Genomic DNA, 26272 nt, shown 5'->3' on the forward strand with positions numbered 1-26272 from the left:
TGCGACCATCTAACTAGTACTAAAACCAGTGCTGGACCAGCAAAAATTGACGCTTCAGCTTTATGCTGATCCGGTCACAAAAGCATACAGACAACCAAAGAAGGGCAACAAGACATACTATAACTGTAAATACCTTAAAATCCTCTTAAATAAGAGTACCAAAGAACCAAAGAAAAATCAAGAGAAAAGAACATCATAGCCTGAATGCCCACAGAAAAATAGTCTGCCACTAAACAAATACAAATGAAACGTTTAAATCAACCGATATTACCTATATCACCTATCCATTGATAAACGAATGATTGACGAAACCAGAGTTTGTTTGTAGAATCGAAACGAAAAGACAGAGGCGCGTAATACTGAAGAAGGTTTCGAGGCAAGCGGCAATCAGGACCAATTAGCCATTTTCGCCAATTATAATCATCCTCAAGCGCTTCAAGATTATAATGTACACGCGTACTACTTACTGCTCATACCTCGCAACAGGCGAGTTTTATCATACTAAGAAATCGAAAATAAACTGATTGGTACAGAAAAAACATGCATTTACAGACATTACTTGCATCTCTTACACATCAATCTCGGCCCTCGCAACCCGATCTTTTACCTGATCAAGAGAGGGAAATCATATCTATTGCCTATGACTCTCGCAAAGTCCAAAAAGACGGAATCTTTGTAGCCATCGCAGGTACTCATACTGATGGGAGACGCTACCTTGCAGATGCGGCTTCACGCGGTGCGGTAGTAGCAGTTGGAGAGGCGCTCTCCAGTGCTAAACAAGAGCTTCCTATTCCTTATATAGAAGTACCAAACGCGCAGCTTGCCCTGGCAGAACTGGCCTGTGCTTTTTACGATTATCCAGCTAATCATCTTTGCACAATAGGTGTAACCGGAACTGATGGAAAAACTACAACCAGCAATCTCATCAGTACACTCTTTGAGACTGCTGGGCGGCGCAACGGACTCATGACAACAGCTAACTTTAAGCTAGATGGGCAGGAATGGGAAAACACGACGCGCCAAAGTACGCTGGAAGCATTGGAGATACAAGAATTTCTCAAACGTTTGCAAACAGCCGGCATTCGCTATGGAATCGTTGAAGCTACCTCCCATGGGCTGGAACTTGGTCGCGTTCACGGCTGCAACTTCGATGTGGGTGTCGTCACAAATATTACACATGAGCATCTGGACTTCCATAAGACGATCGAAAGATATCGCCGTGCCAAGGCTCGCCTCTTCGAAATGCTTGATCCACAACGCGACAAAGGACTACAGAGCCATCCGACCGCCATTCTCAACCGGGACGATGTTAGCTATGAGGTGCTGAAACCGTACTGTCAGGTGCCTATTCTTGACTACGGCATCGACACACCTGCCGCTGTCAGAGCCGTTGACCTCCAGCTCCGTCCACACAGCACACGCTTTCGCGTCATCCTACCTGACTGCGAGGGGACGATCGAAACAGGCCTGGTAGGACGTTTCAACGTCAGCAACAGTCTGGCGGCCATTGCCACCGCTTACAGCCAGGGTATCACCATCGCTGAGATTGAAAAAGGGATGGCGACCGTTACAGGAGTGACTGGACGCATGGAAAACATTGATGAAGGACAATCGTTCGCCGTCATTGTAGACTATGCACACACCCCTGATAGCATGGGGAAAGTTATTGAGACGCTACGCCCTTTGACTACAGGAAATTTGATCGTCGTGTTTGGATCAGCTGGTGAGCGCGATCTGCAGAAGCGACCAATTATGGGGCGTATTGCCGCAGAGAAAACCGACTTTTTTATCATTACAGACGAAGATCCTCGTGAGGAAGACAGAGAACGCATCCTGGAGGACATCGCCACCGGAGCCGAAGCAGTCGGAAAACGGCGTGGACAGGACTTTCTCTGCATTGCAGACAGGACTCAGGCTATTCGCACAGCATTCGAGCGCGCACGACCGGGCGATACCATACTCCTGGCAGGCAAGGGGCACGAACAGAGCATCATCATTGGTCGAGAAAAATTCCCATGGGATGACCGCCGCGTTGCCCACGAACAACTAAAAAAGTTAGGTGGACAGGCATGAATCAGAACTCACCGTGGCAATTACTACTTGTATTTATTATCTGTGCCATAGCCAGTGTTTTACTTTGTCAGGCAGCCAGAATGCTTTTCCCCAGGTTTCGCAGCGGTGAGCACAAACCTGGTACGCATCGTGTCGACATGCCTGTGGGAATGCGTGAGATTAGAAATGTTGAGCTACCCTTGGTCGGAGGTCCAGCCTTTACGATCGCAGTGATTGGCATCGGCATTGGTACAGGCTATTTTCTCAATTTTTCACAGGACCAATGGACATTGCTCTTAATCTCATTGGGTGCCATGTTTGGCTATGCCCTGGTAGGTTTTATTGATGACTGGCGCAAAGTTTATCGCAAAGAAGGACTGGAAGAAATCACCAAGTTTGTGGGAGTATTTCTCGTCGGTGTAATTGCGGCTGCGTTATATTTTTTCTTACTGCCAAAGAGCGGTCAGATATCTTACAGCCTCTGGAAAGACCTCCCTATTCTCAATACATTTCTCTGTCCCACTCCCATTCATGGCCACACAGAGATCTGTTCAGTTGCAGGCAACCCGATCTCCTATTATGGTTGGCTCATTTTCCTCATGCTCATGACTGGAGTCGTCGGCAGCCTTACCTCTATTTCGGTCGATTTCAGCGACGGGCTGGATGGCCTGGCTGGTGGCTTGGTATTTAGCGCCTCATTAGGTCTAGGCGTAGTAGTCACTGGCCTGGTCGGCACACAACCAAATGGAGTCGTTTTAGAGGTACTTGCACTCTTAGGCGCGGGCGGAGTATTAGGATATTTACCTCTGAACTGGCCTTCTGCATGGGCAGCACGGCGTGGACATGCAACACGGCGTGCAAAAATCATCATGGGAGATAGTGGAGCACTGGGCATGGGTGGGCTCCTGGCAATGATTGCTATCTTCTCACGTAATGAAACCTTGCTCCTTATGATCGGTGGAGCTTTCGTTCTAGAAGGGCTATCCGCGCTTATTTCTGCCCGTCTCATGACACGTTTTTTTCGACGCTATCTTACCATTTTACGCTTTGCCAACAGCGATAAATTCGTTCCACATACGGAATTCCCGTTACCATTCTTGGCGACACCACTCCATCATCACTTCGACTTACTCGGCTGGGATCGTCGTCGCCTCGTATACGCTGCATGGTCACTGGGAGCATGTTTCTCTATTCTGGGCATCGCCGTCAGCCTGGTGCCATTACCCTGGGAGCGTTATATCGGACGTTTCTTAATCATCCTATTAGCCGTGTTGATCTGGTCCAGCGGGTCCTGGTCGAAAAACTATTTTGTCGGTAAGCATGCAGAAGAACGATCCAGACGCCGCCGTCTGGCACTCTATTATGGGTATCCCTTTAGCATCATGCGCATCAAACTTTATCATCTTGTAGAAGTCACCGAAGCCAGCGAGGATGTTATCGAAACGCCCGCCGAGGAATTAGCTCTCTGGCAACGTATGACCATCTTTGACACCAGAGCGATGCTAGGACTGTATTGTTACCGTGCAGGCTACTATCCAGCGGCACTTACTCAATGGACACGTATTCCCGAGCGTAATCGCGTGCTGCGTCCAGAGATCGTCCATTTGCTGAACGAACTTGAAAATCAACTCACCCTGGAAAACCAGATCACGCAACCAATACGCCGCCAGGATGTCTTACGACGTCAACAGGAGCCGATTCTGGAAGGGAATCTACCACCAGCAGATCTTCCTAACCCATTTGAGCCTGTCAGCCAGGAAGAAGCTCAGAGTGGTCCGACGAAGGTATGGACCACCCATGCGCCGTCGTACCCAATTGAAAGCGATGATGAGGAGATCAACATTTCGACAGCAGCAGGTGCAGAGGTACTAAGCACAATGACCACGCACGAGCACAATGGTCAGGAAGCACATGCTGCAACCAATGGACATACTCTGCCATCACAGCTAGAAGCGAGCGATGAGGCCGCTCAGAATAAGCAAAAAGATGAAGCATCTTCAGATTGGCTGGAACATGTTCTTCATCAGACAACAGACAAGTAAAAGAAAGCGATGTGTCCTGAATTGAGTTTCAGGACACATCCAACTACGCTGGTTTACCACGTTTGTTAGAGAGAGTATACTCCGCTTCCAGGTGATATTGAGTCACCATAAGCTCTACCTTTTCCCGCAACAGCCCCTCATAGGGATCACTTGCATCTTTACTGGAGTTCAGCGCTTGCAGCCATACATCCAAAGCTTCGCGATATTTCTGCTGGGCTTCATAGAGTAACCCCAAGTTGTACCAGATCTTGCCATGTTCACTTTGTAGCATCAGATCAAGGTGCAGAAACAGTTCATCAGCTTCACGATAATACTGTTCAGCCTCAACGAACTGATGAAGCACACGCGCCACATTCCCCTGTCCGAATAATGCCACCGCATAAATGTGCTGTGCCCCACACTCCTGAGCTACAAACTGAGCCTGTTCATACTTTTCTTTTGCATCCAAATAGCTACCATCGGCAAAGAAAAGCGCTCCCAAAGCATTGAAGGTCAAAGCCAGATCGATACGGGCTCCCAGTGATGTTAACAAAATGAGAGCTTCATTGTAACATCCTCTTGCCTGCAAGAAATCCTGTTTACGACAGTACACATCTCCTAGCGTGCGCAAAATTTGAGCTTCTCCAAGAGGCAGTTGATACTCGCGAAAGCGAGAGAGCAGTTCCAAACAAGCTTTTTCTGCCTGCTCTAATTTCCCCTGCCAGCAATGAACCATACACTTACTGGCAAGTACCCAGGCCTGATCTAGAGGTCGCTTCAACTCATTAAACAGACGTAAAGCTTCTTCGAAGTCACGTATCGCTTGATAATATTGACCCAGTGCCATATACACCATGCCACGATTATGCACTATTCGCGCTCGCCCAACGACGTCTGAGCCATGACTGCATAATAAATAAGCCTGTTCAAAGTGTGTAAGTGCATCCTGATATTGTGCACGTCGGCGACAGATTACGCCAAGGACATTATGTGACCATGCCAGCCCCTGCTCATGCCCACTGGTTTCAAAGAACGCCTGTGCATTTTGGGCATACGTCAGAGCCTGTTGAAAATCGCCCTCATCCGAGTATAAAAGAGACAGCTCAGCCAGAGACCACCCAACGGACTCACTTTCCTCCTCATATTGTTGCATAAACGCCAGACTACTTTTGAGGCAGACTTCCGCCTCCGCATAGCGTCCTAGTTGGCGCAACAATATCCCCAGATGCCCTTGGAGTTGACTGACACTGGTCTGATTATCCAGGCGCGTCGCGTATCCAACCGCTTGGCGAAGCATAGATTGCAAGCTTGAGAAGAGTCCAGCTCCTTTGAAGCTATCGGCCGCCCGTAAGGACACCCGTATTGCCTCCTGGATATCCTGAGCCTCCCCGGCCGCGACCAGATGCTCAAAAGCTTCAATCCACTCTTCCGGACCGGGCTGCGGGAGGCTGTAATAATATGCAGCCACCACACGATGTACACGACGTCGTTCTGCTTGCGGCAAGCGAGAAAGCGCAAAGTGACGAATCTGAGAATGGATGATATAGGACTGACCATCGAATGCTACAAATGAAGCCTGAACCAACTCATCGCGGGCTTCACGCCAGTGTCGGATCAATGTAGTAATAGAAGCCTCTTGCTGCGATGGGCTAACACCTTCATCAGGTCGGAAGGAAATTTGCGCCGACTCATGAGCAGCTTCTAACGTATCAGGTGAGACCAGAATAGAGATCTGCTTACTGCTAAATGGTAACCGGAAAGCGGCCAGATACGAAAGCAAGAGGCGCGCAGGTGCACTCAGGCGTTGATAAGACACCTCCAGGACAGCCATGATGCCAGCCAGAGGATTACTATACAATTCGTCGCGTACCTCTTCCAGCGAGCGTGTCGCCGCTTCAGGAGTGAAGACCTGTCCACCAATCGAGCGAGCCGTACCGAAGATCAATTCTGCTCCGAGTGGATAGCCGTCCAATAAGAGGCAGATCTCCTGCAAGATCTCCTGCTGTTTCGCATCTTCTAAATGGATACGCTGATCCAGTCCATTGCTGGCAGCCAGATCGGCAAAAAGCATGAGGAGATCGTTACTGGTCATCTTCCCAACACGATATTCATACCAGCGAGAGGTGATACCTTCAACGACCATCATATTTTCTGGATTAGAGTGAGACGTAACCATCACCACGACTTCGGGAGGTACTAAGCTGAAAAATTGTAACCATTGCTCTAACTCTCCACGATCACTAACTTCTTCAAAGCTATCAAATAATAGGAGGCATGGCAGTTCGCGGCTGGATAAAGAACGTAACGTCCCCTGTACCAGACGCGCTAGCTGCCTGGCATCCATAGTCTGTGTATTGCGTGCCTGGATAGGTAAGGCATGAACGATTTCCAGGAGAGCATCCTGGAATGTCTTACCCTCCTCCAAAGAAACGCCAATAATTCCACCCAGAAATTTGTCTCGATTCAAGCGGATCGCTTCAAATGCCAGAGCGCTCTTACCAATACCGGGCGACCCTGTCAGGGCAATATGGTGATATCCCTGGCGTAAACGCCTCTCTCCACGCGTCGATGGTCTCTGCTGATTAGTTGCGGCAGCAATAATTAAGAGTTCGATCTCTTGTAGCTCACGCTCACGTCCAACAAATGTGGCCGGCGGCCCAAGATGTAAAAGAGGATGTGCATGTTCATCTTGAGCATCAGACTTCACCATCAAAGCGACAGGGCCTTCTTCACCTTCAGCCACATGTCGATAAAGTACGGGAACAAACCAACTCTGCTGCGGCATCGAGAGCAGCGACTGGCGAGCACGGGATAAAGCTTCTTCTAAAGTTCTGCCATCAGCCAGAGCCTCATAAAAATGATACATAAATGTCGAGCTCAAGTCATCCTGGACAGAAAACGGCATCGCCACCACCGCCGGGACCTGCGCCGTGACCAGAGAAGTAGCCAATGTAGAATCGACAGCAGCCAGCGCAAGAGACCCCTCAAGAGCATTTTCGCTCTCATTGGACATCATAGCCGTCTCGCAGGCAGAAAACACAGCCAGGCGTACGTCACTACTTACCAGCACCCGGCGTAAAGCCTGCGTATCGACAAAACTATTATATCCATTTTCATCACAGAAACAGAGATAGGTCTGTGCGGTCACACGACTCAACGCATAGCCACATGCACTACATTTGCGAGCATAAGGACTATTGATCGTCTCACAGTCATCCCTGGGGCATAGCTTGCCATAGGCACCGTGGCCATCAAAATGCACCACATAGCAAGGCAGCATCGTTTCGTTATCATCTAACTTTCCTGCGCCGCCATATGAATTAAGATAACGCACAAATTGACCAAAGGTTGGCGGCTCTAAGCGATCCAGAAATACCTGGCCTGCATCAATGAGAGGTGTCAAAGCCTCTTCGATCGCCTGAAAGCTACGCTCGGTCTCCAGGGGAGCAAAATTTGAAGGGGATGCGCTAATATAAAGCATCCGAAAAGGTGGATGAACAGGCAATTCGCAGCCAACAGGAGAATCAGTACGCAGCAGCGACCGACTCAAGGTGAATACCCCAGAAGCCGTTAAAAAATGATTACCATTATGGAGCAATTCCCAGGGATAGCGCACAAATTCTTCGCATCCTGGCTCGAAAATCAATGAAAGCGCGACTGTTCCACGGCGCTTCAAAGTCCGTGAGATAACGCCTTGAAAAACGGTCTGGACTGATGTATCCGCTGCTGTGGCGAGCAGGCTTTTGCCAGGCTCGATGGCACAGATGGCACGAAAAAGCCGACACCCTACTTCACGTAGTTCTGCATCACTACTCTGTAAGGTATTCAACTTCTTCTGTAGTATGCTCACCTGCTTAGGCGTATATGGAGGCACAAACTTTCCGCCAACGGTATGTCCAGACCAACTTTCCTTCAGTTGTACCTCATATGAACCATTCTCACACGCTCGAAACAGTAAGCTTAATGTTTCCCCCATGAGTTTAAGTGCACCCGCATTCCGTTGCTTGTTCGCGTTTGTGTAAGAAGGCAAACGCAGAATATGGATCTTATCGCTCTAGTATAACATACTGCTAGGATGGGAAAGACACACTAAAAGGCAGAAACGAGTTACTCTCCCCAAAAGAGTTCAGCCTTGCCACAACGTACAGTATCGCCGACCTTGACGCCAGCCGCCTCGAGAGACTTTGTTACACCCATTTTCTCTAACTGGACCTGCATACGATCCATGCTCTCTTCGCTCTCTTGATTCGTCATATTAACCATACGCTCCACACGCCGTCCCCGCACGATAAAGACCCCATTTTCAACCGAAACAGTAAAAGCATCGTCTGGTTGAGGACGCAGAACAGGGCTCTCACCATCACGCAGATCGACAATCACTTCCGCAGCAGCTTTTTCAGCCTCATCGCGTTGCATCTCCAGCAAGAGGCGAGAAACTTCGGTCATCAATTCATCGGTCCCCTGATGAGCAGCAGCCGAGATCGCAAACACAGGATAATGAGCCGCACGAGCCTTCGCCTGAAAATCCGGCCAACGCTCCTGAGTTTCGGGAATATCCATTTTATTCAGCACAACCACCTGAGGACGCTCAGCGAGTTGTTGATCATACTCGCGCAATTCATGATTGATCGCTTCAAAATCCTGCCAGGGATCTCTTTCTACAGCCGACCCGTCCACCATATGGATCAGGATACGTGTACGACGGATATGACGCAAAAATTCATGGCCAAGCCCTACACCTTGAGCCGCCCCCTCAATCAGACCAGGGATATCAGCCATCACAAACCCATAGCCATCGCCGCCACGAGGCTGACCCACCTCAACTACACCCAGATTTGGCTCAAGGGTCGTAAAAGGATAATTAGCAATCTTTGGACGTGCAGCGGAAACAACCGAGAGCAAGGTCGATTTGCCAGCGTTTGGATATCCAACCAGACCAACGTCGGCAATAACGCGCAACTCAAGGTTTAACCAGCGCTCCTCCCCCGGCTCACCCTTCTGAGACTCCTTTGGAGCCTGACGCGTCGAGGTCGCATAATGGACATTTCCTAATCCACCTCGTCCACCACGGGCAACCATCACCTGCTGACCAGGCTCAGTCAAATCAGCAACCAGAGCGTTCGTCTCAGCATCACGAATGACTGTACCACATGGCACCTTCAAATAGACATCGCCACCTTTTGCTCCATGCATCTTTTGACGTATGCCCGGCTCGCCTGATTCCGCCTTAAATTGTTGTTTATAGCGAAAATCAATCAGAGTATTTAAGCCATTGGTGGCTTCAAAGTAGATACTTCCACCACGTCCACCGTCCCCACCGTCTGGGCCTCCAAACGGAGCAAACTTTTCGCGACGGAAATGTATTGATCCGTCGCCTCCACTACCAGCCTTCACAAAAATCTTAGAATGATCGTAAAACATAGTCTATCCCCAATATGTTGCGCAGGTATCCATATATATAACCAGGTATACTTTATCCTCTGGTTATATGCTATAACCGCTTCCCATACGCAATACAAGCGTACGCTAATATATCTTTATGGCGTGTGGAGTATATCACAAATCCGCTTCTGATGGTAGCAAGACCATTTGTTTCACCGCCCAGACTTTCGCAAAAAGGTTGGAGGGATCTCAAGAGAAGCCATCATACCAGTCGGGGGCTGCCGATAACCAGTGCCAGAAGGTGAAACATCCCAGGTGCCATAACCACCAGAATAGTCACACTGATTATTCCGATAACTACAATAATTGCCAGACATAGCTCCATTGGACTGAATGGTTCCTTGAAAAAAAAGCGGCATCAATGTCGAATACGAAGGCACAAGAAAGGAGATAGAATTTCCACTTACCGTACCGCTAAAATTACCATTGCCAGATAATCCGGTCCCAAACGCTACGTAGCCAGTCACAGCGGTACCATTCTGGCTCACATTAGACAATGACATACTGGCGTTTACACTGGCCGGTGTATTATGAGCTGTACCGAAATAAGCACTCGACAGCACAGCTGAGCCAAGCGTAGGCGGGCTCGTCGGAGGATTTGCGGTAGGAGTTGGTACTTGAGCAGTTGTTGGTTCCGGAGTCACCGTTGGCGCTGGCGTAGGAGTTTGCCTTGGTTGAGCCGTTGGAGTCGATGCTTGCACTGTACTTTTAGCCGTTGGAGTATGTATCACCGCCGCAGTAGGCACAGCGACAACAGCAGGAGTTCTCGTTCCAAACCAGGCGGCTGTTCCAATACCAATACTGAGAAGAACCACTATCACCAGAGCAGCCAAAATATATAACTTGTTACGAGATCGACGCCGTACGGGTGTCTCAGGAGCAAGCATAGCTGCTGGAGTCTGCTCGACAGCTTTGCGAGGTTGGGATATGGTTGCAACTGTTGTACGCCCTGCCTCTTCTCCTATGGAATGTGGAGTATCAGTAAGCGGCTCGACCGCAGCCAGCACCATAGCGCCATCATTTTGTACTGTATCCTCAGGGTATTCCTGCTCCGACAATTGTGATTGGGACAATACTGTACCATCAGCATCATGCGCTTTAATCTCTTCAACCTCTGCTTGCACAATACTCCAAAGATCAGCCACATCGGCGAAACGATCGTTGCTGTTAATTGCCATGGCACGCTGAAGTGCCTCAGAGATAGAGAGAGGAATGCCATCAAAAACTTCATGGACTGGTGGAAGTGGATCTGCTCGATTGACACTCATCCGTGTAATCCGGTAGAGAGCATCGATAGGAACGACACCCGATAACAGCGTATAGAGTGTCGCACCCAGTCCATAAACATCGGTTTGAGTAGCCGTTCCACTGACATATTGCTCAGGCGCACCATATCCGGGTGAGCAATGCCGAATCGCTGTCGTAGTTGAATCTTCGTCGTACTCTTTTGCAATGCCAAAATCGACAAGTACAGCAGATTCTCCCGAAGTTGGCACAATAATATTGGAAGGCTTCACATCACGATGGATAATTGGTGGCTGCTGAGCATGTAAATACGTCAGAGCCTCAACAATCGGCGTCATCATGCGCACAACTTCAAGTAAAGGGAAGCGTTTCTCAGGCTGTTGCAAGCGCAACTTCTCTAGATTAGGACCCGCCACATAATCCATCAAGATACAGACACGATTGCTCTTCGGTTCCTCAAATACCCGATAGACACGCGGTAAGGCGCGATGATCCAGGCGACGTAGCACTTCCCCTTCAAACAACACGCTCTCCCGCTGATGTCTTTCCGGGCTCTCTACCTCTTTAAGAGCAAAGATATTTCCTTTAACGCGTCTGTCCCGCACGCGATATACGGCGCCAAAGCCACCTTGCCCCAAAAGATCCTCAATAATATAGCGATCTCGGACAATTTTGCCTTTGGGAAGTCTATTCTGAAACTCTCGCATCCCTTTACCTCAAGTTCTTACTGTTCGCATTTTTGAATTATATGCGAATTAAAGGCTTGTAGCAAGGACTAACGAGGCAAAAGTTCCGGTTCTTTCTGCTTCGCATGGATGAAAGTACTGGCAGTATGATCATGCGCGATCAAACGTGCACCACGCTGGAACGTGATATAGCCCCAGAGCGACTGGAATAACACCAGGAAGCGGTTACGGAAACCGATCAGGAAAGCAATATGTACACCTATCCAAAATACCCAGGCCATAAAACCCGAAAATTTCACTTTTCCTAGATCTGCAATGCCAAATGAGCGTCCTACAGTTGCCAGGTTACCTTTATTTTTATAATGAAATGGCTGGCTAGTAGCCTTACCAGTCACGCGAGCTCGAATCACTGAAGCGGCATACTTCCCTTCCTGCATAGCAGCGGGAGCGATACCCGGAATCGGTTTACCATCTTGTACCGCCAAGCAGGTATCTCCAACGATAAAAAGATTGGCGTAACCTGGTAAATTGAGATATGCATCAACTTTTGCACGTCCAGCTCTATCCAATTCAGCATCCAGCCACTTACCAGCAGGAGACGCTGAGACGCCCGCCGTCCACACGACTGTCCCTGCTTCAACTTGTTGACCACCTGATACGACTCCGTGATCGTTTACTTCTGCAACTGGCGAGCTGGTACGCACCTCAACCCCCAGGCGATGCAACCCTTCCTGAGCTTTCTTCGCTAGTCCTTCATCAAAGGCAGGCAAAATGCGCGGAAGAGCCTCGATGAGAATGATACGTGCAGATCGGGGATCAATATTGCGGAAGTCGCCTGCCAGAGCACGATGCGCCAGTTCAGCGACAGCTCCAGACAACTCGACGCCCGTCGGGCCTGCACCAATAAAGATGAACGTTAAGAGGGCGCGCTGGCGATCAGGATCTGTCTCAACCTCCGCCTGCTCAAAGGCGAGTAAAATTTTATGTCGCAGGGAGGTCGCATCAGAGATCGTTTTCATTCCCGGGGCATAGGGAGCCCATTGATCGTTTCCGAAATAGCTATGACTGGCTCCGGTTGCCACGATCAAGTAATCGTAATGGATAGAACGACCATCTGCGGTCAGAACTAATTGCCGCTGACGATCTATGCCGTTCACATCGGCGAGCAAGACACGTGTATTCTTTTGTCGACGCAAGATCGCACGAATGGGCGCAGAGATATCCGCTGGTGATAATACCGCCGTCGCAACTTGATATAACAAAGGCTGGAAGAGATGATGATTATTCCGATCAATAACAGTTATATTAACGGGCGTATCTTTGAGATCTTTTGCTGCATTCAATCCGGCAAAGCCGGCACCAATAATCACTACATGAGGCCGTTGAGTCGATGCAACCACAGCTACGTTACCCTGTGTTTGTATAGTATCCAATATATGGTAGTCTCCCTGACTCATCCATGAAATAGCAGTTCCTCAGCGAACCTTGTTAGATTGATTAGTATATACAGATAGTATATCTATACCTTTTAGCTTATCACGTTTTCTTATTTTTCAAAATACCCTCCCTCTTTGATTTCTTCTCCTTAAAAGAGTTCTGTAAACTTCTCCGCACCCATATAGATAAAATAACCATAATCAGGATGCTCCAAAAACAATAAATTCTCGCAAAGCTACTCGCAAACAATAAAGTTCGGAGAAGCAATAAAGTATCTTTCCTCTTGCATCAAACACTTTCGCCTGTATAATATAGGCATGCGTTGTGTCTGCTTCTTGATGCATCACTTCTCTGTACAGCAGGGACCACTAGGATGGACCCAACGCGTATCCTTATCTGCTAACCTCACAAGCTTTCCTTCTAGACCGATTACGTGCTAAAATATTATTTACATGCAATTTTTTACATGCATACGGAGACAGAGAGCAAATCAGACTCAGACTTGGACAATTGTGTTTCCATCTTGTATCATAAAGGCATACTTTATGGAAATACTACCCGTGTCATCACTCATACAGAAAAACACGTTTTCCATCCAAACTGATTGCAAGATATATGCCAGGACCAGGAGCAACGATGAGTAAATTTAATCCACGTGATCCCAAATGGATCAAGGAATCACGCGAATATCTCGAGCCAAGAGGCATCATTCCTTATGTTGTGGAAACCACACCACGAGGAATCGTCAGTCATGACCTCTTCTCACGTTTATTGCAAGATCGCATCATCTTCGTGGGCACGCAGATCGATGACATGGTCGCCAATAGTGTGGTAGGCCAGTTACTCTTCTTGCAAAACGAAGATCCGAATAAAGATATCAGCATGTACGTCAATAGCCCTGGCGGAGTTATCTACGCAGGACTGGCGATCTATGATGCGATGGAATCGCTCAAAGCAGACGTCTCCACGGTCTGCATGGGGATGGCAATGAGTATGGGAGCCGTTTTGCTCGCCGTCGGCGCAAAAGGAAAACGCTTCGCCCTACCTAATTCAACCATCTTAATTCATCAGCCTCTGGGAGGCGCCGAGGGTCAGGCATCCGACATCGAGATCACCGCCCGCGAGATCCTGCGCTTACGCAAAAATCTGCTTGAGATCCTTGCCAAGCATACAGGACAACCCATGGAACGGCTGCAAAAAGATGCCGATCGTAACTACTATCTCAGTGCACCACAGGCCGTCGAATACGGTCTCATTGACGAAGTTCTCACCCGTGGGGAGGACTAATCTCTCCCGAGGAAAGCGCCATGGAGAATGTGTTCTTCATGGCGCTTTTTCTATGTTCCCAACGGCTTTGGAAACCTACGTGCTTGGATGATTGCTTTTCTTCCTGGAATCGAGTATTCTTAACAATAGGATATAGTCAGTGTCTTTCTCTTCGTAACCTACGGAGGCAGAGGCGATAAAAGTGGGACCATGTATGTGTTGAGCCCTCTGGCGTCTACATCAGAGCGTACGCCAAATCTCTACAGATATACCACAAGTCATACGCTAGCAACTCCTCTTTCAGGTAAAATCAGAGCGCATTGCCGCGCTGTACCCCTTTGATTTTTAATAAATCACCACGACGGTGACGATGCGTGAGCATGTATATCGAAGAGATTTTGTTCCGTTCAGCCCACACCTTTCTCACGCAACAAGAGCGGGGCAAAAACCTGGCAAAGACCGCCAGCTAGACAACACATATAGCCTGCCTTTTTATTCTCTTACTCGTTAAGGAGTATACTATGAGACAGACTATCGACACATTGGTCAACGCCCATCTGAAGGGCAATGGTCCTGGAGCAGCTATTGGGGTCATGCAGGCAGGCAAAATGCTGCATTGTCAGGGCTATGGTATGGCATCGATTGAATGGAACGTTCCCGTTCAACCAGACACGGTTTTTCGCGTCGCATCATTAACGAAACAATTTACCGCGATGGCGATCCTCATCTTACAAATGCAAGGACACCTCTCCATCGAAGACCTACTCGTGACCTATATGCCAGACTGTCCTCCAGCCTGGTATTCGATCCGACTCAGACATCTGCTCACGCATACGTCAGGACTGGTCAATGTTTCAGAATTGCCAGAATTCCAGGCACGCTCGGCTCAACATCTCTCCCTTCAAGAGGTGATTGAAATCTTCCGACCGCAACAATTACTCTTTGAGCCCGGAACAGATTTTTGCTATAGCAATTCTGGCTATCACCTACTCGGTCAGATCATCGAACATATCACACAGACCAGCTATGAAGACTTCATCCACGCAGCCATCCTGGAACCGCTGAAGATGAAGAATTCCTACTTTCAGCGCAAAACACCGATCATCCTCCGCCGCGCAAGCGGCTATATTATGCAGGACAGCAAAGTCATCCCCGCACCACTGGCCAGCAGCATCAGTACCCACTCATCTGGAGCCATGGAATCGTCTCTGAATGATCTACTCATCTGGGAGGCCGCATTACATAATAATGTGCTCGTCGATGCCGACACACAAAGGCTTATGTTTATGCCTACACGCTTGCCCGATGGACGATGTGTAGAATATGGCTTTGGCTGGTCATTCTCAACGTATCGAGGCAAAACGGTCACGTGCCATGGAGGCTGGGCCAATGGCTTCCGCTCCCTTGTCGCCAGATTCCTCGAAGATGATCTGACAATCGTAATCTTAACCAATTGTAGAGAGTTTTCCACAGAACGCGTCGGCCTGGAGATCGCCGCGCAATTCATTGATTTTCCTCCCATCACGCGCCAGGCACTCTCTCAGGAAATCATCTCCTTCAAAAAAATCGTCGGATGCTACGATATACCCGGCGCACATATTGAGGTAATCGAGAGAGAACAGCGCGTATTCCTACGCAAGGGTTCTAAAGAATTGACACTTTTTCCGGTCGGTGAAAACGTTTTTGTGCCAGAAACCGATCACGACGTTATCTACCACTTCGATGAAGAGCGGGACGGTACTTTCCATTCACTCGTGATCTCTTATCCACTTCACTTTACCGTCGCCAAACGTAAAACGCACGAATATGCCAGTTAACCTCCACGTACACGTATCCTTGCATTGACGCAAAGCATGAGTAATCTCGCATAGGACAGCATGAAGCTAAAGGCCTCGAAACTCTTCAAGGTTAGCCTTGATGCCAAAGAGTTTCAGGGACCTGATAAGTTCATAACGCCATTCAAGTCATAGACCCGGACAATCGTCAGAAGGACACAAAGAAGCAGATGGCATCACAGCAATTGTGTGTGATGCCATCTGCTTCTTTGATGAGCTATTTCTAGGAGATTACCAAATAGCAGCATCCCCTTGCATGTATGCATGGGTGCTTCACAGTATTGACCAGTAATCAGCTGCGTCGTCGGCATTCTGATCAGCATTCGAAGAGGTCGATACGACCGTATCGCCTTCTTTCATCATAGCGCGCATTCTACCAGTAACCTGGCTGACAGGTGGACCTGCATACGCAGGCGATGGCATAGGCTGACCCGGTTGTTGTATGAGCCTACCACCCTGACCAGCTTGACTTGGAGGGCCTTGTGGTCCCTGAGTTTCATACGCTGGTGAGGCTCCCGCAATCCCCGAATTGGAGATGGGAGCGTTAGGATTAGGTAATGGTGCCGAGACATTCCTCTCATTTCTCATATTCGCCAACGTTTCCGTCGGCGAAATGATCGCGGGAATACGGACCACAGGCTGCACAACCCCTTTATTCATCATCTCATAATACTCAGTCAAGCGTAATGCGATCAACTGTCCCGGATTATCAATCATATGGTGCTTAACGGCATCTTGCCGCAAGGCCTCCAAAGCGTCAGAGTCCTTCAACAGGCCAACGGTAAAATAGAGGAATTTATCTGCTGGAGTTTGTGACATATGATTTCTCCACTATATTTTTTAGAATATACGATTACTGGTTGAGCTCCCACTGCTCACCCCATTCGAGGGGCTACTTCCGCTCGTACTGCTGCTAATATTGCCAGTCTGCACCTTGCGTATCAACAAGCGACCCGCTAATGTACAATAGCCAATACAATTCGCATGGACCGGATCATCCGGGCGTGAGAGATGAGGTATACGCTTCTTGAGAAAGTTATAAAAATAGAAAACTCCACCACCAATATTTAAGACTGGTTGGAAGCTAGCAGCCACGGCGTCGCGATCACTCTGTCTCCAAGCCGAAGCAACAAAGGAAACAATTTCGCTCCCGACCTGCGTCACAGCCTCTTTGACCAGGCGCTCCAGATCGTAGTGACTGATCGATTGTCCGTACGAAGAGATTTCAGGATATCTGGTGATCTCTCCCTGTGCCTGGGCCGCGTAGGCATGCATAATTTCACGCGCTTCAAGCAGAGAAAGCGGACGATCATATTTATTCTCAAAAGAATCCATGACCATCTGCGTTGCCATTTCCACGCCGACTGGTTTACCTTTACAGTATTCAACCACAGGTACCTGTCCACGTGCTACATACAGATCAGTCGTTCGCCCACCGATGTCAATAACCGCACTCTCGGTAAACTTGTTCGACGAGCGATCATTATACGCAATCAGTGCGCCAGCACCTTCCATGACAACCGTCGCTACTTCTACAACGATACGACGCGGAGTTTTTTCGTCATTCAGAGTGAAAAGATACGTACCATCAAGCGATTCTTTAATCGCCGTACGTAGGGGAGCATTCTTAATATAAGTCTCAGCTGGGAGACCGGCCACTACATAAATACCAAATTCAGGATCAGGAATTAATGTCGCTGCAATAGTAAGCAATCCACGCAGACTAAATTTACCAGCGTAACGCTGAATATCACCACGCCCGTTATACACATCGATCGACTGCTGCAAAGCCAATTCACCAATGGCGTAAGCAGCCTCCTCATTCACAAATTGCATTATGTGTACGTTCGATTGCTCGACATTGATACCAAGATTGCGTAATGCCGTCGTGTCAACCTTGGCAAATGCTGTCGGAATGCTGAGCGTAACTGTCTTACCGTTGATAACGGTCACGCCTCCGATTTCAGCATTCCCAAAATCGTGACCATACGGGTACCATTTCATTAGTTTTAACTCTCTTCTGTCATTTCTAGAAAATGAGAAAGAATAAAATACAGGTTCCATGCCACACACATATATATATTCAATTGTGTAACAATGAACGCTCTTATGAACAGCTTTGTGGGACATATTGGTACTTATGGCAGTTTTCCACAATGTATCATCCCAACCAAATTGTGATAGAACGCCCCAATGCTACTGAAGTAGCAGGCTTTTTTCTCTCCCATAATTGCACAGATCAGGCAAAAGATATCTGTCAAGGATAAACACTCGTATAAAGGGAGATTTTAGGGGGAAGAGGTTTGTATGTAGCAAGGAAGTGGGCCCAGTTGGGGTCGAACCAACGACCAATCAGTTATGAGCCGACTGCTCTAACCACTGAGCTATGGGCCCTTGCGAGAAGCATTATACCATAGCCACCTCGATTTGGGAAGTAGCATGAAGGTGAATTTTTGATCATCTCTCTAATTGCATTTGTCTGAAGCCTTTTGCGTGCGGAGGCTCATCACAGGCAAAAGTAGGTAGATCTCATACGTGGATCTGTCCAGTGAAGTCAGGCAATAAATTGAGATGAAGCTCTCTTAAAAAGCGGTAGATGGTCTCTTTTCGTGTACGCACATCAATTTGTTGTGCTATAATACCACTAGTCAAAGTGCCAGGGTCAACCCGACACAGTCATAGGAACGGACAAGTTAGATTGAGGATGTATATGCCCAGTCAGCTAGGAACGGGGTTGGTATAATGCACTTGTTGACACATTCCGTTCAATGTTGGCTGGCATGTAGAAGAAGAACCTATAGTTTATGGAATATGTTTCTCGCTCTCGTGTTGAGAGGGAGTTATAGATTTTTCTGTACAAAAAATCCCCTTCTGATTATCTATCCTACTGCGCTACACGACGTTTTGTTTTTGCCGCGCTATGCTTGAGGGTATAGCGCGGTCAATGCTTTTCAGGGGGCATTCAATGACGAATGAGGTGACAATTCGAATCGGAGGCGAGTCCGGCGAGGGTACTATCTCTGGCGGAGATATCCTTGCTTTGGCCTCCGCTCGTTGGGGGTATCATGTCTATACCTTCAGGACGTTTCCGGCCGAGATCCTCGGTGGGCCATGTATGTTTCAGGTTCGTATTAGTGATCATCCGGTGAAGTCTATGGGCGATTACGCTGATGTGTTGATCTGCTTGAATAGAGAGGCATATGATCGAAACATTAGTGAGTTGCGTCATGGTGGCGTGCTGATCTATGATCCCGCCGACTTTACTCCCGATCCGGGTGACAGTATCATGTATGCCATTCCTTTTAACGAGATTGCACGTAAAGAGGTTCAACTTTTCCAAACCAAGAATATGGTCATGTTAGGAGCCATCTGCGGCCTCTTCGGACCTCCTATTGAAGCCATCATCCAGGTAGTACAATCAAAACTCTCGCGCTCACGCAAAGCAAATGCAAATCTCATGGAAAAGAATTTGCTGGCGCTCAATATCGCGAAGACATACGTTCAAGAAAAAGTCCACAAAAGCGATCCATACATGCTTGGCGCCGTAGAGAAAGCTGATCGCGTCGTGCTCAATGGCAACCAGGCAGTTGTAGCTGGTGCATTAGCAGCCCAGTGCCGCTATTTTGCAGGATATCCAATCACGCCTGCTAGCGACATTATGGAAGGCATGGCCAAAGAGCTTCCTCTCGTGGGAGGCACGTTTTTGCAAGCCGAGGATGAGATAGCAGCTCTGGCATCTGTACTTGGTGCCTCCTATGGTGGTAAGCGGTCAATGACAGCCACCTCTGGTCCCGGTCTTTCGCTCATGACAGAGTTGATCGGTCTCAGTTCAATGGCAGAGTTACCAGCCGTGATCGTCGATGCTCAACGCGCTGGCCCCAGTACCGGTATGCCCACCAAGATGGAACAATCCGACCTCAGCTTTGCGCTGAATGCTGGGCATGGTGACACTCCACGTATCGTGATCGCTCCATCCGACGTAGCAAACTGCTATGAGCTTATCATCCTGGCATTCCATCTAGCCGATCGTTACCAGATGCCTGTCCTGTTTCTGACAGATCAATCGCTCACAGCCCGCGTCGAAAGTATTGACACGTCGATCTTTCAAATGCCTGAGATTCAGGAGCGTATCCAATATCATGATCGTGCCTCTGATGGAAGCAATAGCCATCATGAAGATATCTATGCAACCATCCCAAGCACGTCTGGTGCGGATGCGTATGAACGCTATGCCTATACCACCAGTGGCATTTCTCCTATGAGTATTCCAGGAACAGGCGCGCCGTCTTATGTAGCCACTGGCTTAGAGCATGATGAGGCTGGACATCCTAATTACGAGCCTGAAGATCATACGGCCATGATGAAGAAACGCTTCCGTAAACTCGAAACAGCTGCCGCTGAATTGCCGCAACCACAGCGTTATGGAGATGAGCAAGCCAGAATCGGCATTATCGGCTGGGGCTCAACCGAGGGAACTATTCAGGAAGCAGTTGATCGTGCTTGTGCCAAAGGGCATAAAGTTGCATCACTGCATCCAAAGGTGCTCTCGCCCCTGCCTGATCAAGCGATCCAGGAATTCATTCGTTCTGTCGACAAGGTAATTGTGCCAGAAAACAACTATTCGGGACAGCTGGCTAATCTGCTAGGCGCTAAATATGGCTTACAAGCAATTCGCGTCAACAAATATGGAGGCCTGCCATTCACAGCGGGAGAGATCCTCCAGGCAATTGAGGAGGTTTGTTAATCATGACTCAAACAATCATCAATCCAACACCCAAAGATTATAAGAGCGAGGTCAAACCCACCTGGTGTCCTGGCTGCGGTGACTTCGGAGTACTCAACGCCGCATTCCGTGGCCTGGCTGAAATGAAATTGCCAACGGATCAAACCGTCGTCGTGTCTGGGATTGGTTGTTCCAGTCGTTTCCCACACTTCATGAAGACTTTTGGTTTCCACACCGTCCATGGGCGTGCGCTACCAGTCGCTCAGGGACTCAAGATGGCACGTCCCGATCTGAATGTCGTTGCAGTTGGTGGAGATGGCGACTTCTTCAGCATTGGTGCCGGACACCTCCTCCATGCGGCGCTCCGTAACATCGATATCACCGTGATTGTGATGGATAATGAGATCTATGGGTTAACCAAAGGACAGACCTCTCCAACCTCACCACAGGGTCATGTGACAAAATCCACTCCTTATGGTCTGTTAGCTTCTCAATTCAATCCAATCGCTACGACGCTCTCGTTAAATGTCAGCTTCGTCGCCCGAGGATACTCGGCAAAGCCAAAGGATCTCGCTGCACTTATCAAGCAAGGAGTTGAACATAAAGGCTTCTCATTCATCCATGTTCTCAGCCCATGCCCGACTTTCTTCCACACGTTCGATGCCTGGGACGCATCTGTCACACCGATCGATGCCAGTCACGACATACACAATAAAGCGGAAGCCATTGCACTTGCACTAGAAACTGAGAAACAATTTACTGGCATTTTCTACAAAGAAGAAGAAAATCGTCCTACCATGGATCAAGCCGCCCATCATCTTGTTCAACAGGCAAAAACATTTGATGTCAATCAATATATACAGCGTTATGCCTGATCAGTCAGTTTAAAAACATAACAAAGAGAGGGCTGGTGTCAATACGCCAGTCCTTTCTTGTAAGCGAGCCTAAGACCACCGGCTGAATTGAACCATCTCTATTGCTGCTGCTGACGCGCTGAAACAGCAGCCTTCACCGGGCGCACCGATTTTGCAACTCCCTGCGTAAATAATTCACCACAGGAACGGCAAAAAATACCACTCTCATTGTGATATGAACCACCAATAGCTGTTAATTGTCGTTCTGCGGGCTTTCCACACCATTCACAATGGCTACCCTGGGGGGCAAAATCTACCGAGACGGGTCGTTGAAATTCATTGGGCATAGGAGTCTCCTCTACTGCGCTAATCAGTGTGACGGATCATACATGGGAAGATAAACAGCACAACATCAGAGGTGATCTCGTATCGGATGGAGAAAAAGGTTATCCACACGGATACGTCTATCCACATGCATCTTTGCCCTGGAGCCCCATTGCTCGCATGCTCAGCCCTATAGATTATGATTTCACTATAAGTTAAGCTGAGTAAAAGATACTATACCACATATGGGAAGAAGATTCCAAACCACAAATAATGTTCACAAGTACTGACCTATTTTTATTACAAAGAAGGCCGATCGTTACGCATTTCTTCTTCGGCTTCCGTAATCTGTACCTCAACTTCTGTTGCAACTTCTTGCTCTACACTATCGACTGGAGCTTCATCCTGCGCACTTTCAGTGGACCCTTGTCGCCCCTCTGAGGCTATAAGCTCGGCTCTCTGAGCAGCAAGCTGCTTTTGCGTCGTCAAAAATGCACCAATGACCCACCCAACCAGGCCAAGCCCAAGTGTGAGAGCTAACCAGATTAACGAGACGGTATTAAAAGAGACATTGAAGGAGGCGGCCAGGATACCAGCCAGAACAATCCCCAGGATCAAGCCAGTGGTGATGCCTATCAGACAGCCAGGATGAGCGAGGTTTCGCCCTTCTAAACGATTCATCATGATGATTAAAAATACCTTTACAATTTTTTGTTGCATTAGGATGATAGCGCGATGGCTCAGGCACGTCAAGAGATTTTTTGTCCACGACAGAGCAAAGAAAATACCACAATGGCATACACCTATACCCTAAGGACATCAGTAAGACATCGTAACTATTAGATACACAAAAAGATCCAGAGCATACTCACTCACGTATAATAAAAGTGTTAGTGAAAGATACTCCGGGCATTGGATAACTACCCGGGAGCTCTATATAGCCTGCTTTTTATAGCTAGCCATGCACATCTGTGCAATTGAAAAGGATCATGTTTTATGACACAGACAACCCGAGAAACCCCTGTCTATAGAATCGAGATCGTTGATCAACCAGAAGAAAATGAGCAGCCCAAAAAGAGGGGGCTTCGCTTCTCATTGCCATTTATTTTGGGATTAACCCTGTTAGGCATCCTCTTGCTCCTTCGTCTACGTTCTCAGCCAGAAACACAATCATAAAGCGCAAGCTGTATGTATCTGTATGATTTAGTTAGCTGAAATTTCACCTCAAGTTCACACTACCAACCATACAGATACATACTTCCTTAACACTTAGATGTTTTCCTTTGTAACAATATAACGTAGAACCAGCATGTCCAGTAGAGGAATGCCATCAACGACTAAAGGTGGCTGAATATACGAAAAGAAGTTGGATCGCACATGATCCATCCGAAAACCACATTTCTGATAAAAAGCAATTGCTCCCCAGGCAGTGTTATCCGTTCCAACCAGGATTGATGCAATGTTTCGTGCATGAGCCTCTTCAAAAATCTGCGCAATTATCGCCTTGCCATAACCACGACCGCGCACATCAGCTGTCACAGCGATATACTCGATCTCACTTGCAGCGGACTCCCAGCGCATGACCACAGATCCGACCAGAGATGCTCCATCCCAGGCCGCATACGATGTATGCGTCCCATCACTAACAAGAGAGCGAATACGCTCATCATCCTCATCTGCATCGTGAAGCAGCGGCAAAATAGTATCGCAGTCAGCTACAGGAACAACCCGCAGCACAATTGGCCGCATAGGCAACCTTTCTCTATCTACTTTATGGCTATAAGATAACCAATTGCAAAGCACGATAGCCAGCAAGAAAATTTTACTACCAGGCAGTGGAACCACCATCAACCACAATCGTCTGCCCGGTAATATAGGCTGCTGCCGGCGACGCCAGAAAAACAAGCACCCCCTTTAAGTCCTCCGGAGCCCCAAAGCGAGCCAGCGGAATGTCTGAGAGCATTTCTTTTCCATAGCGTTCAAGTAAGGCATGAGACATACGTGTGGGAAACCATCCTGGTGCAATCGCATTCACTGTAATACCGTAACGTGCCCAACTCGTTGCCAGATCGCGTGTCATATTGATTACCGCAGCCTTGCTGGAATGATAGCCCACTACCTGGATATATTTCGGATTTCCCCCGGTCAGACCAGCCACAGAGGCTATATTGATAATTTTACCACCCTGCCCTTGCGCAATCATCTTGCGACCGACCAGTTGACTCATAATAAAGGTACCCTTGATATTGACGTCAATCACCTGATCAAATTTATCCAGCGGCATATCCTCTGCGGGGGCGCCCCAGGTAGCTCCACTATTATTAATTAAAATATCGATAGCACCAAAGCGTTCCAGAGTAGCTTCCACGACATGTTCAACGTCACTCAATTTCGTCACATCACAGGCCAGAGCCAGAGCATGACCACCTTGCGCCTCAATCTCCTGACGGACCTCCTCGCAAGCCGCCAGTTTCCGCGAACACAGCACCACATTGGCGCCTCCATCAGCCAGAGCCTGCGCGAAATAGCGCCCCAGACCACGACCGCCTCCCGTAATAATCGCAGTCTTGCCATCCAGGCGAAATAGATCTAGTGTACTCATCTCTGAATATTCCTTCCTGACCAGCTTTAGTCATACCTCAGATATACTTACTTTCGCAACCAGGAGAGATCAATGGGAAGTTTCCTGGATAACCGAAAAGAGACAGTCACGCATGTTTGCGAGCTCGTTCTTCAGTTTGCGCTCGACAACTCAAGCATGCTATGATTACTTTAACACCTATATTGATACATCTTTTCTAGTACAATCGCAAGGAGCCTATCATAGTTAGCAACCCAGCCAAAATACAACTTACCATGGATAGAGAGCATCGACGCAGACTGGAAGATCTCCCCTGGGATATTCAACTCGAAGAATGGGAAACGCATGGCATCCAACTGCTCGTCGTACGCCGTGGCGACTCTCGCCATCCAGTTATCTTCATCGAGCGGCAAGGTGTGCGCTATGCGATTAAAGAAACGACTCCACACATGGCGGAGAAAGAGATACGCAATCTGCAAGAGATCGAGCACCGTGGCATCCCCGCGCTGAGCCCGATTGGAACAGTACACGTCACGATGCCGCCAATTGCCATAGACGTCCCCGGAGTCAGAGGCATGCGCCAATACATCAACGCAGATAGAGGCTATACCGTCACGCAGTTAGCTCCACGTGTTGTCCCCCACGTTCTGCTCTACAGACTCCCCCTGACACGCAGGACCAAGCAACGCATGCTTTCAGCCGTTGCCGTTCTGATGGTTGAGCTACATGAGCATGGTGTCTATTGGGGTGATCCTTCGCTCGCCAACGCGCTTCTGCGCATCGATGGCCGTGAGATTCTTGGCATCATGGCCGATGCAGAGACCGTTGAGATGTTTTCAGGACCAATCAGTGAAGGTCTGCGTGAACAAGATCTGGCACAATTTGGAGAATCACTGGCCTGGCAGGCAGAAGATCTCCGACAGGCCAAGGGACTCCCAGAGGACGTCCAGGTGTTAGACGACAGCGACTATCGTTACTTCTACCAGCGCTATCGTGCTGTACGCAAAGAGCATGCCCGTATCACTGGAAGTCATGATATAAACACCATTTATCAAACGCAGCGCTTGCTTCGAGCGGTAGACGATTGGAGAGGCATCGTATCGGAGAAGGCCAGTGGTGCAATTCATCAGCTCACACCCATCATCCCAGGATGGTATCAGCAACGCGTTTACGACCTTATTCACATCACAATTCCGCGAGCGTATGCACGTCGTTTCTACAATTTGATAGTGGGCCACAAAGATATCATGACGAAGAATACCGGACGCGAAGTCAGTCTTGAAGAGGCGGCTCGGGACTGGTATGATCATTATCATTTGCCAACGATTTTGCTCTTAAGTCAACGCCTGACCAATGAGCAAGATCCAATGCTTGCATACTTCGCAATCATGCAGCACAAATGGAACATGAGTATGAAGGCCGGCTATGAAATCCCACTCGATGAGGCGATACTGGACTGGGAACTTCATTCAGCGCGGACCGGGAAACTTGGTCCTGTTGATCCCGCGACGATAGCGACCTGGTGGAGAAAACGAAAACCTGTAGTGAACGTCCTGGGAACGCCTTTAATTGAAAGCGAAGAGTTGGACCCATTGCTCACTACCGCAGAGAGACCATTGATCCATCTGGACCCACCCAGCCTTGAGCAAAAGTTACCACAAATCTTACATCCAGAACCACAAGCCTCGCAAGAGGCTGATAAGTCCCAGGCTTAGCTATAGACAACAGCAAGAGCGAGGCTCTTTTCTGAAGAGTAAACCCTCGCTCTTGCTGTTATGACAAAAAAGCACAAGAGAGTAATGGATC

The 26272-nt window shown here is 48.4% G+C and carries 18 protein-coding genes and 1 tRNA gene; 8 read left to right on the forward strand and 11 right to left on the reverse strand.

All coding sequences use genetic code 11. The features are described 5' to 3' along the window. Window positions 1-540 precede the first annotated feature (540 nt). Window positions 541-2073, forward strand: a complete 1533-nt coding sequence (locus AC27N8_RS15410; RefSeq protein ID WP_487068271.1) for a UDP-N-acetylmuramoyl-L-alanyl-D-glutamate--2,6-diaminopimelate ligase — start codon at window positions 541-543, stop codon at window positions 2071-2073. Further along, window positions 2070-4094 (forward strand): MraY family glycosyltransferase, encoded by a 2025-nt coding sequence (locus AC27N8_RS15415; protein WP_487068272.1) that lies wholly within the window; start codon window positions 2070-2072, stop codon window positions 4092-4094. The genes AC27N8_RS15410 and AC27N8_RS15415 overlap by 4 nt, the downstream gene beginning before the upstream one ends. 43 nt (window positions 4095-4137) lie before the next feature. Here AC27N8_RS15415 and AC27N8_RS15420 read toward each other — a convergent pair whose 3' ends face one another. From AC27N8_RS15420 to AC27N8_RS15435, 4 genes are all read right to left on the reverse strand, one after another. Beyond that, complete coding sequence (locus AC27N8_RS15420; RefSeq protein ID WP_487068273.1) at window positions 4138-8049, reverse strand: tetratricopeptide repeat protein; 3912 nt, start codon at window positions 8047-8049, stop codon at window positions 4138-4140. Window positions 8050-8180: 131 nt separating this feature from the next. After that, window positions 8181-9494: a GTPase ObgE gene (gene obgE, locus AC27N8_RS15425; RefSeq protein ID WP_487068274.1), complete on the reverse strand. Its 1314-nt coding sequence runs from the start codon at window positions 9492-9494 to the stop codon at window positions 8181-8183. A gap of 173 nt (window positions 9495-9667) precedes the next feature. Beyond that, entirely contained in the window at window positions 9668-11467 is a 1800-nt protein-coding gene (locus tag AC27N8_RS15430; protein WP_487068275.1) for a serine/threonine protein kinase, read from the reverse strand. A gap of 68 nt (window positions 11468-11535) precedes the next feature. Continuing rightward, entirely contained in the window at window positions 11536-12879 is a 1344-nt protein-coding gene (locus AC27N8_RS15435) for an NAD(P)/FAD-dependent oxidoreductase (protein ID WP_487068276.1), read from the reverse strand. Between the two features lie 640 nt (window positions 12880-13519). Here AC27N8_RS15435 and AC27N8_RS15440 point away from each other — a divergent pair. Together AC27N8_RS15440 and AC27N8_RS15445 are read left to right on the forward strand one after the other, a co-directional pair. After that, the gene (locus tag AC27N8_RS15440; protein WP_487068277.1) at window positions 13520-14170 is read left to right on the forward strand and encodes an ATP-dependent Clp protease proteolytic subunit; all 651 of its coding nucleotides are present in this window, start codon (window positions 13520-13522) and stop codon (window positions 14168-14170) included. A 500-nt stretch (window positions 14171-14670) separates the two neighbouring features. Next, window positions 14671-15966, forward strand: coding sequence for a serine hydrolase domain-containing protein (locus AC27N8_RS15445; RefSeq protein ID WP_487068278.1), 1296 nt, complete (start codon window positions 14671-14673; stop codon window positions 15964-15966). Window positions 15967-16257: 291 nt separating this feature from the next. Here AC27N8_RS15445 and AC27N8_RS15450 read toward each other — a convergent pair whose 3' ends face one another. The 3 genes from AC27N8_RS15450 to AC27N8_RS15460 all read right to left on the reverse strand — a co-directional run bounded on the left by AC27N8_RS15450 (window position 16258) and on the right by AC27N8_RS15460 (window position 18378). Next, on the reverse strand, window positions 16258-16803 hold the full coding sequence (locus AC27N8_RS15450) for a hypothetical protein (protein WP_487068279.1): 546 nt from the start codon (window positions 16801-16803) through the stop codon (window positions 16258-16260). 21 nt (window positions 16804-16824) lie between these two features. Continuing rightward, complete coding sequence (locus tag AC27N8_RS15455; protein ID WP_487068281.1) at window positions 16825-17988, reverse strand: ParM/StbA family protein; 1164 nt, start codon at window positions 17986-17988, stop codon at window positions 16825-16827. A 317-nt stretch (window positions 17989-18305) separates the two neighbouring features. Then, window positions 18306-18378, reverse strand: a tRNA-Ile gene (locus tag AC27N8_RS15460). A gap of 571 nt (window positions 18379-18949) precedes the next feature. On the opposite strand from AC27N8_RS15460, the gene AC27N8_RS15465 reads away from it, so the two are divergent. Both AC27N8_RS15465 and AC27N8_RS15470 read left to right on the forward strand, forming a co-directional pair. Beyond that, on the forward strand, window positions 18950-20728 hold the full coding sequence (locus AC27N8_RS15465) for a 2-oxoacid:acceptor oxidoreductase subunit alpha (RefSeq protein ID WP_487068282.1): 1779 nt from the start codon (window positions 18950-18952) through the stop codon (window positions 20726-20728). A 2-nt stretch (window positions 20729-20730) separates the two neighbouring features. Next, window positions 20731-21582: a 2-oxoacid:ferredoxin oxidoreductase subunit beta gene (locus AC27N8_RS15470; protein WP_487068283.1), complete on the forward strand. Its 852-nt coding sequence runs from the start codon at window positions 20731-20733 to the stop codon at window positions 21580-21582. Between the two features lie 98 nt (window positions 21583-21680). Here the strand turns inward: AC27N8_RS15470 and AC27N8_RS15475 are convergent, their stop codons facing one another. Continuing rightward, window positions 21681-21908, reverse strand: coding sequence for a hypothetical protein (locus AC27N8_RS15475; protein ID WP_487068284.1), 228 nt, complete (start codon window positions 21906-21908; stop codon window positions 21681-21683). Between the two features lie 277 nt (window positions 21909-22185). After that, on the reverse strand, window positions 22186-22569 hold the full coding sequence (locus AC27N8_RS15480; protein ID WP_487068285.1) for a hypothetical protein: 384 nt from the start codon (window positions 22567-22569) through the stop codon (window positions 22186-22188). Between the two features lie 312 nt (window positions 22570-22881). Between AC27N8_RS15480 and AC27N8_RS15485 the strand changes: the two genes are divergently transcribed. After that, on the forward strand, window positions 22882-23061 hold the full coding sequence (locus AC27N8_RS15485; RefSeq protein WP_487068286.1) for a hypothetical protein: 180 nt from the start codon (window positions 22882-22884) through the stop codon (window positions 23059-23061). A gap of 93 nt (window positions 23062-23154) precedes the next feature. On the opposite strand, the gene AC27N8_RS15490 is transcribed toward AC27N8_RS15485, so the two are convergent. Beyond that, on the reverse strand, window positions 23155-23634 hold the full coding sequence (locus AC27N8_RS15490) for a GNAT family N-acetyltransferase (protein WP_487068287.1): 480 nt from the start codon (window positions 23632-23634) through the stop codon (window positions 23155-23157). 76 nt (window positions 23635-23710) lie between these two features. Continuing rightward, complete coding sequence (locus AC27N8_RS15495; protein ID WP_487068288.1) at window positions 23711-24487, reverse strand: SDR family oxidoreductase; 777 nt, start codon at window positions 24485-24487, stop codon at window positions 23711-23713. Window positions 24488-24741: 254 nt separating this feature from the next. Between AC27N8_RS15495 and AC27N8_RS15500 the strand changes: the two genes are divergently transcribed. After that, the gene (locus tag AC27N8_RS15500) at window positions 24742-26181 is read left to right on the forward strand and encodes a DUF4032 domain-containing protein (RefSeq protein ID WP_487068289.1); all 1440 of its coding nucleotides are present in this window, start codon (window positions 24742-24744) and stop codon (window positions 26179-26181) included. The last annotated feature ends 91 nt before the right edge of the window (window positions 26182-26272 follow it).

The organism is Dictyobacter sp. Z7_2 (assembly GCF_057551105.1).